We start from the raw sequence: 15,336 nt of genomic DNA on the forward strand, positions 1-15,336 counted from the left end.
TATGGATAAGAAAAATAATCAACCCAACCAGGATAACAACCAACCCAAAATGCCAAAGTTTAATCTTAATTGGATTTATGGGCTTATCATTGTGGGACTAACTATCTTTTTCCTGACCGGAACAGGTAATAAATTAGGCGGTGGTTCTGCATCAAAAGAAACTTCAATGGCCAACTTTAAACAATATATCAATAAAGGTTGGGCAGACGAAGTGGTTGTTAATACTGAGTTGAAAACGCTCAAAATGTATGTAAAACCTGCACACATTAGAGACGTGTTCCACCGAGATGCTAAGCAACTTGGTGAAAATCCTTATGTAACCGTAGGTATTGGTTCGGTAGACAACATCGATACCTACTTGTCACAAGCGCAAGAACAACACAAAATTACAAGCTACACGTTCGAATCAAAGAAAGGAAACGAGCTTATAAACATTTTTGTTAACTTCGCTCCTTTCATCTTTTTCTTCATCATTGGCTACTTCTTAATGCGCAGAATCGGCGGAGATGCTGGCGGAGGCGCAGGAGTTTTCAATGTAGGAAAGAGCAAAGCGCAAATGTATGAGAAGGGAAATGACCTTGGAGTTACATTTAAAGACGTTGCAGGACAAGCCGGAGCAAAACAAGAAATACAAGAGATTGTGGAGTTTTTAAAGAACCCAAACCGTTATACTGAATTGGGTGGAAAGATTCCTAAGGGTGCTCTTTTAGTCGGACCTCCAGGTACTGGTAAGACACTTCTTGCCAAAGCAGTAGCTGGAGAGGCTGGAGTTCCATTCTTTTCTATGAGTGGTTCCGACTTTGTTGAAATGTTCGTAGGTGTCGGAGCAAGTCGAGTTAGAGACTTATTCCGTCAAGCAAAGGAGAAATCTCCATGTATCATCTTCATCGATGAGATTGATGCTGTGGGACGTGCACGTAGTAAAAACCCTTCAACAGGTGGTAACGACGAACGTGAAAACACTCTGAATGCCTTACTAACAGAGATGGACGGCTTCGGAACTAACAGTGGAGTGATTATCCTTGCGGCAACAAATAGAGTGGATATGCTCGACAGTGCGTTACTAAGAGCAGGTCGTTTCGATCGCCAAATCAGCGTCGAACTACCCGACTTGCACGAACGTAAGGAAATATTCCAAGTGCACTTGCGCAACGTTAAGATTGATGAGACCATCGATATCGACTTCTTAGCACGTCAAACTCCTGGCTTCTCGGGAGCTGATATTGCCAATGTTTGTAACGAAAGTGCGCTCATTGCTGCACGACACAATAAGAAACAAGTTGGAAAACAAGACTTCTTAGATGCTGTAGACCGTATTATTGGCGGTTTAGAGAAGAAGACTAAGGTGATGACTGCAAACGAAAAGCGTACAATTGCATTGCACGAAGCTGGTCATGCCACTATTTCTTGGTTCTGCGAGCATGCTAATCCGCTTGTAAAAGTGAGCATTGTGCCTCGTGGTCAGGCTCTTGGTGCAGCGTGGTATCTACCTGAAGAGCGTCAAATTACAACCAAAGAGCAAATGTTAGACGAGATGTGTGCTCTCTTTGGAGGCCGTGCTGCAGAGGAATTGTGCACTGGTCACATCTCAACAGGAGCGATGAACGACCTCGAAAGAGCAACAAAGAGCGCCTATGGAATGGTTGCTTATGCTGGAATGAGCGACGCATTGCCTAACGTATGCTTCTATAATAACCAAGAATATCAATTCCAACGTCCTTATTCTGAGACCACTGCGAAGTTAATTGACGAAGAAGTTTTGCGCATATTAAATGAGCAATACGACAGAGCAAAGCAGATATTAACTGAACATAAGGAAGGACATGCACGCCTTGCAGAGCTCTTAATAACCAAAGAAGTTATCTTTGCAGAAGACGTTGAGGAAATATTTGGAAAGCGTCCATGGCGTAGTAGAACTCAAGAGATTATCGAAGCAAACGAGAAAGCGAATGAGTTGACATTAGAAAATATGCCCGAAGAGGTTAGAAAAGCTGAGGAAGAACATCAGAGAATGAAGAACGAACAGTCTCAAGAGGCAGAATAATATAGAACAAGTGCAATGTTTGAAGTTCGTTTCATACATTGCACTTTCTTTTTAAATCATACAACAAATATCCTAAACACAAACAAATACGAATATGTCAGATAAACTAACAAACATGACGGTGCGTGCTTTTACAGGCGTACTCTTTGTTACTATCATGGTAACATGCTTCTTTCAACCCGTCGCTATGGTGTTTCTTTTCGCCCTAATAACATGCCTTAGCCTATGGGAATACTCAGGATTAGTGAATAATATCGAAGATGTAACCATCAATAGGTTCATCTCTACAGTGGCAGGTGTGTATCTATTCCTTGCCATTTCGGCAATCAATAGTGGCTTTGTACAGACAAATGCGGTATTTATGCCCTATCTTTTAACCATCATTTATTTGTTTGTTAGCGAATTATACACTAAGAACAAGAATGCAGTTCACGACTTATCCTACACCATGTTGGGACAAATGTATGTTGCTTTGCCCCTATCTATAATCAATGTTCTTGCTTTTAGAACTGCAACCGATGATAATATTCATTTCTATTATCTTCTTCCTTTAAGCGTATTCATCTTCTTATGGACCAGTGATACAGGTGCTTATTGCGTTGGAAGCTTATTTGGTAAGCATAAATTGTTCCCCAGAATCAGTCCTGCAAAGAGCTGGGAAGGAAGCATTGGCGGTGGAACTTTAGTACTTGTTGCTGCTTTCTTGGTTTCATTGCTCGATCAAAACCATGGTAATTTGTCGGGACTTAACACCCTACAATGGCTTGGTTTAGGACTTGTTGTTACTGTATTTGGAACTTGGGGCGACCTTGTTGAGAGCCTCATCAAGCGTACTTTAGGTATAAAAGATAGCGGAACAATTCTTCCAGGACATGGAGGTATGCTCGATCGTTTCGACAGTTCGTTGCTAGCAATACCCGCTTCGGCAGTTTATATCTACACAATCCAAACGCTCGTGTAAAGATATTGAACCATAACCCACAATAAAAAACTCCTAAAAGGAAGTGCATTGACTTCTATTTAGGAGTTTTCTTTTACTCTAATAGCAAATAAGCTATCTTTTATTTGCTACCTTTCCTCATCTTAATAGCTGAACTTCACGCCCAAGAAAGCGCATCGAGGGGTTCCAGGACCATAGACATAGTCGGCATCTCTCAATGGTCCACGCTCTAAATCACGTTGGAAAGCATTGGTAATGTTTTGGAAACCGCCATTGATTTGCATCTTGATATATTGTGAAAGTTGTATATCATAAGCTACTTTTAGGTTCATAGAAAGGAACGAAGGAGTGTTAACTGCCTTAGCTTCTGCCCAACCTGGGTAGGTAATGGTTGTGCCATTTTGTGTAAAGGTGTAGTCGTCTGTCTTTTGATGTCCCACCAACATGCTACCAGTATAAGTACCAGTGAGCGCAACACTCAAGTTCTTTAGAGGCTGAATGTTCACTGTGAAATAGCCATAAGCATTAGGAGTTTTCAAGAAACGACGTTCTTTCTTAGCACCATCTCCCGACCATTCAACTGAATCTTTATACATATTGCGTTGCAATGTTAGTCCTGCTTGAACTTGAAGCCATTGAGAAAATGCTGCCTTTGCTTCAATATTTAATCCAAAGATAGTTGCATTATTACCATTAAAACGCTCTGCTATTTCGTTTTCTTCAGCATTAGGACGACTTAAGCCATAACGTTGCATTATGTTTCTAATGTTATTTTCATAATTTGGATCAGTTGTTTCGCCCTTATCCAATGTTCTTGTTGCGAAAGCATTCGTTAGATGTGTAAAGAAACCTTCAATCAAGAAGTTAGTTTGAACACTACCAAATGTGTGATAGAAGTCGGCAGATGCGCTGATACTTCTAGATCTTTCTTCCTTCAAGTTAGGGTCTCTTACAATAATTTGACGTGAACCATCGGTCCAACCAGTGTGCAAATCTTCGTCAAAAGCTTGTGGAGCTCTAAATCCTTCGGCATAACTCAAACGCAAACTAAGCTCTTTTGAAGGGTTATATCTAAAGTTTACACGAGGTGAGAAGACAGCATTTTTAATTAAGTTGTGCTTATCTAAGCGTGCACCTAACAAGAAAGTGAAGCGAGAATCTTTCCATTCATTTTGGAAATAAGCACTTCCGATACTTACTTTTTGATTCAAATAATGGTCGTAGCCAAGCACTTCGTCGTTCATCTTATCGTTGTTATACTCTAAACCAGCGGTTAATGTTGCAGGCATAAACCAGCAATTGTCGAACGAATGCACATATTGTACACCCAACAAGTGGTTGATTTCCTTTGTACGTCCATAAGCTTTAGCCGATTTAATGGTGTCGGCAGCCTCTGTTCCGCCACCAATTCCACCATAATAGCTCTTTCTTGCAGTGTTTTCGAACGAATAATAAAGCTTTAATTGACGCTTAGTGTCTTTCGAGAACCAGTCGTATGCCAAACTACCACCATTCACATCGTGCTCTAACTGCTCTGTTATATCACTCTCGTGAGGTGCTCTTTCAAGGTGATTTCCGCCTCTTCTGAACTCAGCAAGATTGTGATAACGAAGTGTTATGCGTGAGTATGGAGTGAATTTGTAGAATGCACTAAAGCCAAGTGTTTGGTTTTTAAGATTAGGAAGCTCTGTATATCCATCGTTATTGTGGTCGTATCCAGGGCGATAATGGTGATTTCCGTAGATAAACAATCCACCTTTAGCATCTTCTGTAACGATAGATGCATTGAGATTGGTGGTGTTTTCCCAACCAGAATGATTGCCATAAGAAGAGAGGGTGTGACCCACTTCGGCTGAATTACGGATAGGTTCTTTAGTGATTACATTGATTGTACCACCAATTGCCGATGCTCCATAAAGCGAAGAGCCTCCTCCACGCACCACTTCAACACGCTCAATCATACTCGAAGGAATTTGTTCCAATCCATAAACTCCGTTCAATGCAGAGAAAACGGGGCGTGAATCGATTAGAATTTGTGAGTAGTGACCATCTAATCCATTAATTCTCACTTGCGAAAAACCGCAGTTTTGGCAATTGTTCTCTGTTCTTACACCTGGTTGAAAGTTCAATCCTTGTGATAATGTTGCAGAGTTGGTGAGATTAAAGAGTCGTTTGTCTACCACATTAACAAGCACTGGCGCTTCTCTTCGCAATGTTTGTTGACGGTTTGCGGTGAGAACTACCTCGTCTAACGATAGTACATCGTCTGTCAACTCAAAGTCTTGCTCAAGTGTTTCTTCTTTGTCTGTTTTTAAAGTTACGCTTGCATTATGATAACCAAGGTGCTTAACCTCTAATATTACTTTTCCTTGTGGAATGTTTTTAATCGAATAAAAACCTTTAGCATCTGTGGTTGTTGCAAGTGTTGTACCCTTTACTGCTACCAAAACGTAAGGTACATACTCTTTAGTTTTTGAATCAATAACATGTCCTTGCACGTTTATTCCTGTCATTTTGTAGGTCGATTCTACCACTACTCCCGCAGTAATAGATGTTGAAATGGACAAGAAAAGCAAAGGCAATATTGCTTTTTTTATTGTCATCATACTTTTGTTTTGTTTTAATTATTAATCATATTTTTTCATGATGGTGCAAAGGTACTAAGTTTTATCATGCCCTACAATACCCATTAATATGTATTTTTTTATTAAACAACCGCCTAAATACAGGCATTAAGCAGGTGAGATAATAAAAAATAGGTAGGATTTTGTAAACGAGTATTAATATAATAGTTTTCATTTCAACATGAGAAAAATAATTCTTTTCTTTCTAACTGCATTTCAGCTTGTAGAAAGATGAATTGCAATTGCATTGAGTTAAGGGTGGAAAAGCAATGCAATTACATGCTAAAAGCATTGACTTTGCAGGGCAAAAGCTATGCTTTTATTGACAATATAAATAACACATATAAAAAAGGAGGACACTAACTTGTAGCGTCCTCCTTAACTTTTATGTTGCGATGAGATTAAACCAATTGACTAACCTCTTTCACATTCTCTATATTTTTTAGTTTGGCAATGAGCTCGTTCACCTCATCTTTGTCGTGAACTCCTATCTCTATTGTTCCATCAAAGATACCTTCTTCGGTAGAAATGGTGATCTTATGGATGTCGATATTCATTTGCGAAGAGATCACTTCTGATACTGAAAGAAGCATTCCGTGCCTGTCTATTCCACGAACTTTAATGGTTGCGTTGAAGAATAGACGCTTGTGCATGTCCCATTTGGCATCTAATATTTTGTTACCGAAGCTCGATTTAAGGCGAGCAGCAACAGAACACGAACGCTTATGCACCTCTATTCGTCCTTTATTGTCTATATATCCTAACGCATCATCACCTGGAATGGGGTGGCAACATGTTGGGAATACAAACGTATTGATGTTTTCTTCGTTGATAACGATTGGAATTTTCTTGTTGAAGTCTTTTCCAACAATAAACTTCTCTTGCTCTTTTCCCTTCTTTTTGTCGCCTGATAAGAATGGAACAAACTTACGAAGAGCAGCTTGAATACTCACTCCTCCCTTGTTGTTAAGCACTTCTAAGTCTTTATCTCCAAGTATGGTACTGCGCTCTCCCAATGAAATGAAGAACGCTTCGGGCGTTTCTATCTTATGGCAGGCGCAGAGTTTCTCGATAATAGATGTGGTTACACGCAAATCATGCGCCTTTAACCAGTTCTGTAAAACCTCTTCTCCCTTCTTTTGAGTTTCTCTATTCTTTCTTCTAATGATTGCTTGTATCTTGGCTTTTGCCTTCGCTGTAGATACAAAGTTAATCCAAGAAGGTTGCACATGCTGTGCCATTGAGGTGAGAATCTCTACTTGGTCGCCGCTTTGTAGCTTGTGACTAATGGGCACAAGCTTGTGATTTACCTTTGCACCGATGCAATGACTGCCCAAAAAGGTGTGTATTTGGAAAGCGAAGTCGAGTGCTGTACAATCGGCAGGCATGGTCTTTATCTCACCTTTTGGCGTGAAAACGAAGATCTCTGAGGCAAAAAGATTGAGCTTAATGGCATCGAGAAAGTCCATAGCATCGGGCTGTGGATCGTCTAATATCTCTTTAATGGTGTGCAACCAATTGTTTAGTTCGCTCTCATCTTCGGTATATTCGCCTCCTTCTTTGTATTTCCAATGGGCAGCAAAGCCTTGCTCTGCCAACTCGTCCATTCTGTCACTGCGAATCTGTACCTCTATCCATCGGCCTTGTTTACTCATCAATGTAACATGAAGAGCTTGATAACCGTTGGCCTTTGGGTGGTTCAACCAGTCTCGTAAGCGGTCGGGGTGCGACTTATATATCTTGCTTATTGCAACGTAAATGCTGAAACATTCGTTGATTTCTTCTTCTCTTGACTTGGGAGTGAAGATGATTCTCACAGCCAATATATCGTATATTTCTTCGAAGGTAAGATGCTTTGTCTCCATCTTCTTCCATCTAGAATAAGGGCTTTTCACTCGTTCTTTGATCTGATAGTTGATTCCCATCTTATCAAGAACTTCTCTTATGGGCTGTGTAAAGGCTTCGAACAACTCGTCACGTTGCTCTTTTGTGAATGAAAGCTTTTGGTTAATGCGCTCGAACTCTTCTTTATGTTCGAACTTAAAACTTAGATTCTCTAATTCGGTTTTGATCTTATTCAAACCTAAGCGGTTTGCTAATGGAGCATAAACGTAGAGGGTTTCGCCTGCAATTTTATATTGTTTGTTGGCGGGTTGACTATCGAGTGTGCGCATATTGTGCAGGCGGTCGCATATCTTTATTAAGATAACTCGAATGTCTTCACTCATGGTTAAAAGCAACTTCTTGAAGTTCTCTGCCTGAGCTGATGCCTTATCGCCAAATATTCCACCTGATATTTTGGTTAATCCATCTACTATTTGGGCAATCTTTTCACCAAAGATGTTGGTGATATCTTCAACGGTATAATCGGTATCTTCAACAACATCGTGCAAAAGAGCAGCACAAATACTGGTAGACCCTAATCCCATTTCACCGCAAGCGATTTGTGCAACGGCAATAGGATGAAGGATATAAGGCTCGCCCGACAATCGTTTTACTCCTTTGTGGGCTTGCTTTGCGAAATTAAATGCTTTGGTTATGATTTCAACTTTCTTACGATGTCGTGACGCAAGATAGGTGTCTATTAAATGCTGAAAGGCATCTTGTATAAGCTTTTCATTGCGCTCTTCTATATTCACATCTTTATTATTAGTTTGCTCCATAATGTAATGTGCTTTGTTGTTAAGACGCTCTTTCTAAGTGAAAGAGGACTATCTTGAGGGTTTATTTGTTGTTATTGGCTCGTAGATTGAATGGTGTCGAGCTTTAAAGTGCAAAAAAGAGTAAGACTATTGCTGCTCACCTACCCTATATATAATAAGGTGTAATGGTTCTATTGAATGCTAACAATAATATTACTCTTTTTGTTTTAACTATGATGAGTTGGTTTATTTTACTCTTAACTTCTTACCTGCACGAATGTTACTACCGCTAATTTTGTTGAGTTTCTTTAGCTTTGCTACTGTAGTATGATTGCGTGCAGCTATCTCAGACAATGTATCACCACTCTTTATAGATACCTCTTGGGTTCTTTCTTTACTTCTTCTACCTTTCTTTCTGTCGTGTTTAGAAGAATGACGTGATGATTTTGCTGCGTAAGTTCTGCTACTATAGCCTCTATGTGCTGCTACATAGGTTGGCACATCGTCGTTTACTTCAACCTCATCTCTTTTGCTTAATAATTCATCTGCATTGTAAGCGTAAATGGCTTCTTGCTTATCTATAAACTTATTTACCTCTGTTGAGGGCAAACGAAGGGCTGATAGTTTGCTACTTCCATTAACAATATTACGGCGATATTGTGGGTTTAGTTCTTTCAACTGATTGATATCGAGTCCTAAAACACCTGCAATTTGAGAGAAATGAATATCTCTGTCGACCATAACGGTATCGGTCTTAGCTGGTAAATCGGCTACCATTGGACAAATATTGTGGTCGCAATAATAGTTCATTATATAGTTGGCAGCTATGAAAGCGGGCACATATCCACGTGTTTCTTGTGGTAAATAGGGATAAATCTGCCAATAATCCTTGCTTCCTCCTGCACGATGTATCGCCTTATTGATCTTATCTGGGCCACAATTATATGCCGCAATGGCAAGGTGCCAATCACCAAATATACGATAAAGGTCGCTTAAATAGTTCGCAGCTGCATACGAAGACTTGATAGGATCACGTCTTTCATCTACTAATGAGTTGATTTCTAAGCCATATCTTTTACCTGTTCCGATCATAAATTGCCACAAACCGCCTGCTCCTACGTATGAGGTTGCCTGAGGATTGAGTCCTGATTCGATCACAGGAAGGTACTTTAGCTCTAAAGGAAGATTGTAAGCTTCGAGCGCTTCTTCGAAGATTGGCATGTAAAAGTTAGCCGATCCTAACATAATACTTACCGAACGACGTAGCTTTCCACTGTAACGGTCGATGAATTTCTGCACAACATCGTTATAAGACATCTCTATTACGGTTGGCATTCGCTTCAAACGTGCCTTATAAACCTCTTTATCAAAAACAGGATTAACGTTTGGAAAGTTGCAATCTGTAGAGGGCTTGAGATAGCGTTGTGTGTGATATAGGTGCAAAAGACTATCCACTTCGTAAGTCATTGCTTCTGGAATGTCGATTATCTCTTGCTTACCATTCTTGTTTGTTACTGTTATTTCTGTGTCATTGTCTTCGCTCTGAGCCTGCATTACGCACGCTGTTCCTAGAAGAAACGACATTACTAATAATCTTAGTTTATTCATCTTATCTTAAAATGTAAAGCTACATTGAACCCCTAAAGCGTTTGCTTTGAGAGGATTGCGCTCATTTTTATTATTAATTACTGTTGGACTAACTTTTAAACTCAAATCTTTTGAAATATCAAACTCTGACAATGAGGCGTCAACATACGCATCAATAACTGATAAAGCATACACTGCCACCAATGAGAAGATACTCATATCACGCCATTTACGATACTTATCTTTTCGCTGTTTGAATACTGTTTGATAGCGAGCAAGATTATCTTGAGTTACTTGAGTGCCTAAATGCAGGAACGATTCATACGACTTTGTTTGTGGGTCGTTATCCATTATATCGATATAGGCCTGCGAATAATCCTTATACATTTGGTTATTCCAACGCAAAGCATAAAGACATCCAACGAAACCTCCATACACTATGGGCAATTTCCAATATTTTCTATTGTATATTTGACCTGCTCCTGGGATCACAAGTGCCAACCATAATGCCTTTTTTGCTTCAGGATGCCATGTTTCCCAATTGCGTTTTTCTTTCTTTTTTAAAGGCATATTCCTTGCAATAAGTACACTATCGTCTTTTGAAAGTGTATTTTCTGCAGGCAAAGAAGATTGCAATGCGGTTATACTATCGTTCTGTTCAGTCATTATTCGTAAACTATCGGTTTGCGAATAAGCATTATTTGCGTTTAAGCAAAGTAATCCTGACATAACAATAGTTTTTATTCTTTTATTGATATTCACTGCTTATACTCCTTATTTTATTTACCTCTACTCTTTTAATGTGTCTCTATTGATAATTCACTTATCGTCTATTGAGCAAGAATAACAATTCTTTCAAGACACATTTAACACTATACCTATTTATTATATATAGCCGTTTGCAAAGCGTTTATTATTCCTTTAGCTTATCAAAGACTTGCATAATGTGCTCTAATTCAGCCGCATTAGCAAATGGAATACTAATTTTTCCTTTGCCTTTTGCCGAGTAATTCATTTGAACTTTAGTGTTCAAGAACTTCGATAGCTGTTGTTTTAGCACATTAAACTCCTCTGGTAAAGCTGTAGTTGCTTTGACTTTCTTCTTCGCTTCACCTAAAGATTCACCGCTTTTAATATTCTGAACCAACTCTTCTACTTTGCGAACTGAGTATCCATTCTTTTGAATTTCATTGAAAAGTTTGATTTGTAGCGATGGACTATCAATCGAAAGCAGAGCTCTTGCGTGTCCCATGTCGATCGATTTTTTTTGCAATGCCATCTGAACTTGTGCAGGAAGACGCAACAAACGCATATAGTTTGTAACCGCAGTACGGCTCTTTCCCACTCTTTCAGCAACCTTTTCTTGAGTCATTCCGCTTTGAGCTACCAATTGTTCGTAGGCTAATGCAATTTCAATAGCATTGAGATCTTCACGTTGAATGTTCTCAACTAGGGCCATTTCCATTACACTTGCATCTTTAATGGTGCGTATATAAGCTGGAATTGCGGTTAATCCTGCAAGTTGAGAAGCACGCCAACGGCGTTCACCTGCAATGATTTGGTATTTATTTTCAGCCACTTGATGAAGAGTGATAGGCTGAATAATTCCTATTTCTTTTATGCTGTTAGCAAGCTCTTGCAATGCTTCTTGATCGAATTCACGACGAGGTTGGTTTGGATTAGCTTCTATTTCGCTTAATAACACCTCATTGATGGTAGAGCTTCCTTGTGGTTTCACCTCATCAGTAGATATCAAAGCATCTAAACCTCGCCCTAAAGCGAAGCCTTTGTTCGATGAGTTGTATTTCTTATGTACTGCCATTTACGTTGTTCTTGTTTATTTATTCCAATCGTGTTCTTTTGGTTTTCAAAAGCACTTGTTGAGCCTTTAAAGACTACTTATTACGATTTATAATTTCTTTTGCTAATGATAAGTGATTCTTTGCGCCTGTAGAATCAGCGTCATACAATATCACTGGCAATCCATGACTTGGGCTTTCGCTTAGCTTTACATTACGTTGTATAACCGTTTTAAATACCAATTCTTGGAAATGTCGTTTCACTTCATCATATATTTGATTAGCAAGGCGCAAGCGACTATCATACATTGTGAGCAAGAAACCTTCAATTTCGAGTTTCGTATTCAATCTACTCTTGATAATCTTAATGGTACTTAGCAGTTTACTGATACCCTCCAATGCAAAGTATTCACATTGAACTGGAATAATAACAGAGTCTGCTGCGGTCAAAGCATTCACCGTAATAAGGCCTAAAGAAGGACTGCAATCAATAAGAATATAATCGTATTCATTGCGAATAGGCTCTAAGATGCGCTTCAAGACATATTCTCTTTCATCGATATTGAGCATCTCTACTTCAGCACCCACTAAATCAATGTGACTTGGAATGATATCAAGTCCTTCAATATCAGTAGTGTAAATAGCGTCATGCACATCGGCACGATTAACGATACACTCATATATTGAGCATTCAACCTCCTTCAAATCCACTCCTAAACCACTAGAAGCGTTAGCTTGAGGATCTGCATCTACCACTAAAACAGACTTCTCTAATGTTGCAAGAGAGGCTGCTAAGTTAATTGTTGACGTTGTTTTTCCAACGCCACCTTTTTGATTTGCAAGTGCGATTATTTTACCCATATCGTATTATCTTATGATAACTAAAGTCATAAAGAATACATCTTCAATCAATAGAAATACCTATTTTCTTTTTATTGAGAGTGCAAGCCGAACGCAATAAAAGATATTTTAAATTGCTAAGGCGATGCCTTTCTTATGCAAAGAGAGTGCAAGCCGAACGCAATAAAAGATATTTTAAATTGCTAAGACGACGCCTCTCTTATTGCAAAGATACACAATTTTACCGTAGAAAGCTATGCTTTAAAAGACTTTTTTGTAATTTTGCATACAAATAAATCTTAAAGAATAATGAATAAAAAGAAACCAACTATACTTGTTTCCAACGACGATGGCTACCAGGCTAAGGGCATAAAGGCCCTTGTAAGCATGATTTCCGACTTAGCAGACGTTGTAGTATGCGCTCCAGACTCAGGTCGTTCGGGCTACTCTTGTGCTTTTTCAGCAGCCCTTCCAATCACCATAAAAGAGCAAAAAAGCATCGAAGACTTCCCCGTTTGGTCGTGCAGTGGAACCCCAGTAGATTGCATTAAGATAGCAATAGACAAGTGGTTTAAAGACGAAAAGCCCACATTGATTCTCAGTGGCATCAATCATGGCGACAATGCCAGCATTAACAACCACTATTCAGGTACCGTTGGAGTAGCTAAAGAAGGCTGTATGAAAGGCATTCCATCTATCGCTTTCTCGCTATGTAACGAGCGTTCAGACGCCGATTTTGAGCCTCTTCTCCCCTATGTACGCACCATTGTAAAGCAAGTTTTAGAAGAATCGCTACCTCAAAACACCCTTCTTAACGTCAATTTTCCCAACCTTCCTACCTTCAAAGGCGTTAAAGTGTGCCGAATGAGTCATGGTTATTGGGATAAAGAGGTAGAGAATCGCAATCATCCTTTTGGTCATGAATACCATTGGTTGGCTGGACATTTCTTCAATTCAGAGCCTAATTCAGAAGATACAGACCGCTGGGCACTCGACAATGGCTATGTGGCAATCACCCCAACAACCATTGATGTCACCGCATATGATATGATAGAAAAGGCCAAGAAGTGGACCTTTTAATCGCATAACATCCACAACAACACCCTATACGCATTTATGAAATACTATATTATCGTTGGAGAAGCATCGGGAGACCTACACGCCTCTCACCTAATGGCAGCCCTAAAAAAAGTAGATACCAATGCATCCTTTCGTTTTATTGGTGGAGATTTGATGATAAAAGAAGGCGGAGAATGTCTTCAACACTATCAAACCATGGCGTATATGGGCTTTGTTCCCGTGTTATTAAACCTTAGAACCATTCTAAACAACATGAAACAATGCAAAAAAGACATTGTTTCGTGGAACCCAGATGTCGTTATTTTGGTAGATTATCCAGGCTTTAACCTCAATATCGCAAAGTATTTAAAGAGCGAAACCAATATTCCTGCCTTCTATTACATCTCTCCTAAGATATGGGCGTGGAAAGAATGGCGCATAAAAGCCATTAAACGAGATATTGCCGAGCTGTTTTCTATCTTACCTTTCGAGGTTCCTTTCTTTGAAAAGAAGCACAACTACCCCATTCACTACGTTGGAAACCCCACCGCAGACGAAGTTCGTTTGTTTAAAAACAACTATCAAGAAGATTTCAATAGCTTTGTAACCGCCCACTCATTGCCCAACAACAAACCCATTATTGCATTACTTGCAGGCAGTAGAAAGCAAGAAATTAAAGACAATTTGCCTGCTATGATACAGGCAGCGAGTGCTTTTACCGACTATCAAATGGTGCTTGCGGGTGCGCCTTCGATTGATAAAAGCTATTATTTACCCTTTATCGAGGGGCGCAATGTAACCCTAATAGAAAACAGCACCTATGCACTTTTAAGTCATGCAACGGCTGCTTTGGTTACAAGTGGAACGGCAACACTCGAAACTGCCTTGTTTAATGTACCACAAGTGGTGTGTTATAAGACCCCAATTCCACCCGTCATTCGCTTTGCCTTCAATCACATCATCAAAGTGAAGTATATCTCTTTGGTGAATCTTATCCTCGACAAAGAAGCTGTTTCAGAGCTATTTGCCGACCGATTTGTGGTGAGTGATATTCAGAAAGAATTGCAATCTCTTTTAATTGGAGGCGATAAACGTGAGGAAATGCTCAACAATTATGAGCAGTTGCACGCTATTTTGGGCAATGAAGTGGCACACGACAACGCCGCTCGCATTATGTTTAAGATTTTAAACGATAAGAAAAAGCAGAAAAAGGAAGAGTAAAACCAGTATTTTTAGCTCTCATTTTAACACTTCTTTCACCCCCAACTCCACCAAAGAGTTAATTACTTTAAAACGCAAGGCAACATTCTTGCCCTGCTAACTCATTGTGTTCCTATTTCACTTCACATCGATTTGTTCTGAAAAAGAAAATCAGCATGCAAGCAACTCAACCTCAGAGAGTTATAATTGCATTGAGTTTGCAATACAATCTCATTGAGTTTACATCATAAAAGCAGTGCTATTGCAATGCAAACTCTTATCTTTTACTCACATCTTTCAATCATCTCTCGCTAAAAAACAGCTCATCAGCCATCTAAAACCACGCTATTTCGCCCCTAAGTGCTGCACTTTTATTCGTTTATCCCCTCTCCTTTTTCATCTCAACACATCATTCTACAAAACAAAAGCAATGCTTTTACCTCACTTTCTCTTTCTTTTCTCTCACAAAACCAATCCAAGAGTCAAGCAAAATCAACAAAAAACATCTTTTTACTCGCCAGTTCTTGTCATTCAAGAACAATATTCCTCAGTAAACAAACCTTAACAAAAGCAGACCAACACGCACGTCTTACGAACGAAT

10 protein-coding genes are annotated in these 15,336 nt (G+C 39.4%); 4 read left to right on the forward strand and 6 right to left on the reverse strand.

Annotation, left to right across the window (positions count from 1 at the left end):
• The first annotated feature begins 1 nt into the window (after position 1).
• Both ftsH and A3GM_RS0107475 read left to right on the forward strand, forming a co-directional pair.
• A complete protein-coding gene (ftsH, locus tag A3GM_RS0107470; RefSeq protein WP_018362765.1) occupies positions 2-2,044 on the forward strand; it encodes an ATP-dependent zinc metalloprotease FtsH in 2,043 nt (680 codons plus the stop codon).
• Between the two features lie 94 nt (positions 2,045-2,138).
• Positions 2,139-3,005 (forward strand): phosphatidate cytidylyltransferase, encoded by an 867-nt coding sequence (locus tag A3GM_RS0107475; RefSeq protein ID WP_018362766.1) that lies wholly within the window; start codon positions 2,139-2,141, stop codon positions 3,003-3,005.
• A 122-nt stretch (positions 3,006-3,127) separates the two neighbouring features.
• Here the strand turns inward: A3GM_RS0107475 and A3GM_RS0107480 are convergent, their stop codons facing one another.
• From A3GM_RS0107480 to A3GM_RS0107510, 6 genes are all read right to left on the reverse strand, one after another.
• Positions 3,128-5,587 carry a TonB-dependent receptor gene (locus tag A3GM_RS0107480; RefSeq protein ID WP_018362767.1) on the reverse strand — a complete coding sequence of 820 codons (2,460 nt, stop codon included), beginning with the start codon at positions 5,585-5,587 and terminating at the stop codon, positions 3,128-3,130.
• Between the two features lie 422 nt (positions 5,588-6,009).
• A complete protein-coding gene (locus A3GM_RS0107490) occupies positions 6,010-8,271 on the reverse strand; it encodes a RelA/SpoT family protein (RefSeq protein WP_018362768.1) in 2,262 nt (753 codons plus the stop codon).
• Positions 8,272-8,496: 225 nt separating this feature from the next.
• The gene (locus A3GM_RS0107495) at positions 8,497-9,858 is read right to left on the reverse strand and encodes a lytic transglycosylase domain-containing protein (protein ID WP_025830013.1); all 1,362 of its coding nucleotides are present in this window, start codon (positions 9,856-9,858) and stop codon (positions 8,497-8,499) included.
• Between the two features lie 6 nt (positions 9,859-9,864).
• Positions 9,865-10,566, reverse strand: coding sequence for a DUF5683 domain-containing protein (locus A3GM_RS0107500; RefSeq protein ID WP_018362770.1), 702 nt, complete (start codon positions 10,564-10,566; stop codon positions 9,865-9,867).
• A gap of 184 nt (positions 10,567-10,750) precedes the next feature.
• Positions 10,751-11,659: a ParB/RepB/Spo0J family partition protein gene (locus tag A3GM_RS0107505; RefSeq protein WP_018362771.1), complete on the reverse strand. Its 909-nt coding sequence runs from the start codon at positions 11,657-11,659 to the stop codon at positions 10,751-10,753.
• A gap of 73 nt (positions 11,660-11,732) precedes the next feature.
• Positions 11,733-12,497 (reverse strand): ParA family protein, encoded by a 765-nt coding sequence (locus tag A3GM_RS0107510; RefSeq protein WP_018362772.1) that lies wholly within the window; start codon positions 12,495-12,497, stop codon positions 11,733-11,735.
• A 288-nt stretch (positions 12,498-12,785) separates the two neighbouring features.
• Between A3GM_RS0107510 and surE the strand changes: the two genes are divergently transcribed.
• Together surE and lpxB are read left to right on the forward strand one after the other, a co-directional pair.
• A complete protein-coding gene (gene surE, locus A3GM_RS0107515) occupies positions 12,786-13,556 on the forward strand; it encodes a 5'/3'-nucleotidase SurE (protein WP_018362773.1) in 771 nt (256 codons plus the stop codon).
• A gap of 36 nt (positions 13,557-13,592) precedes the next feature.
• Complete coding sequence (gene lpxB / locus A3GM_RS0107520; RefSeq protein ID WP_018362774.1) at positions 13,593-14,756, forward strand: lipid-A-disaccharide synthase; 1,164 nt, start codon at positions 13,593-13,595, stop codon at positions 14,754-14,756.
• Positions 14,757-15,336 lie beyond the last annotated feature (580 nt).

The organism is Hoylesella nanceiensis DSM 19126 = JCM 15639 (genome assembly GCF_000379965.1).
GTDB lineage: Bacteria > Bacteroidota > Bacteroidia > Bacteroidales > Bacteroidaceae > Prevotella > Prevotella nanceiensis.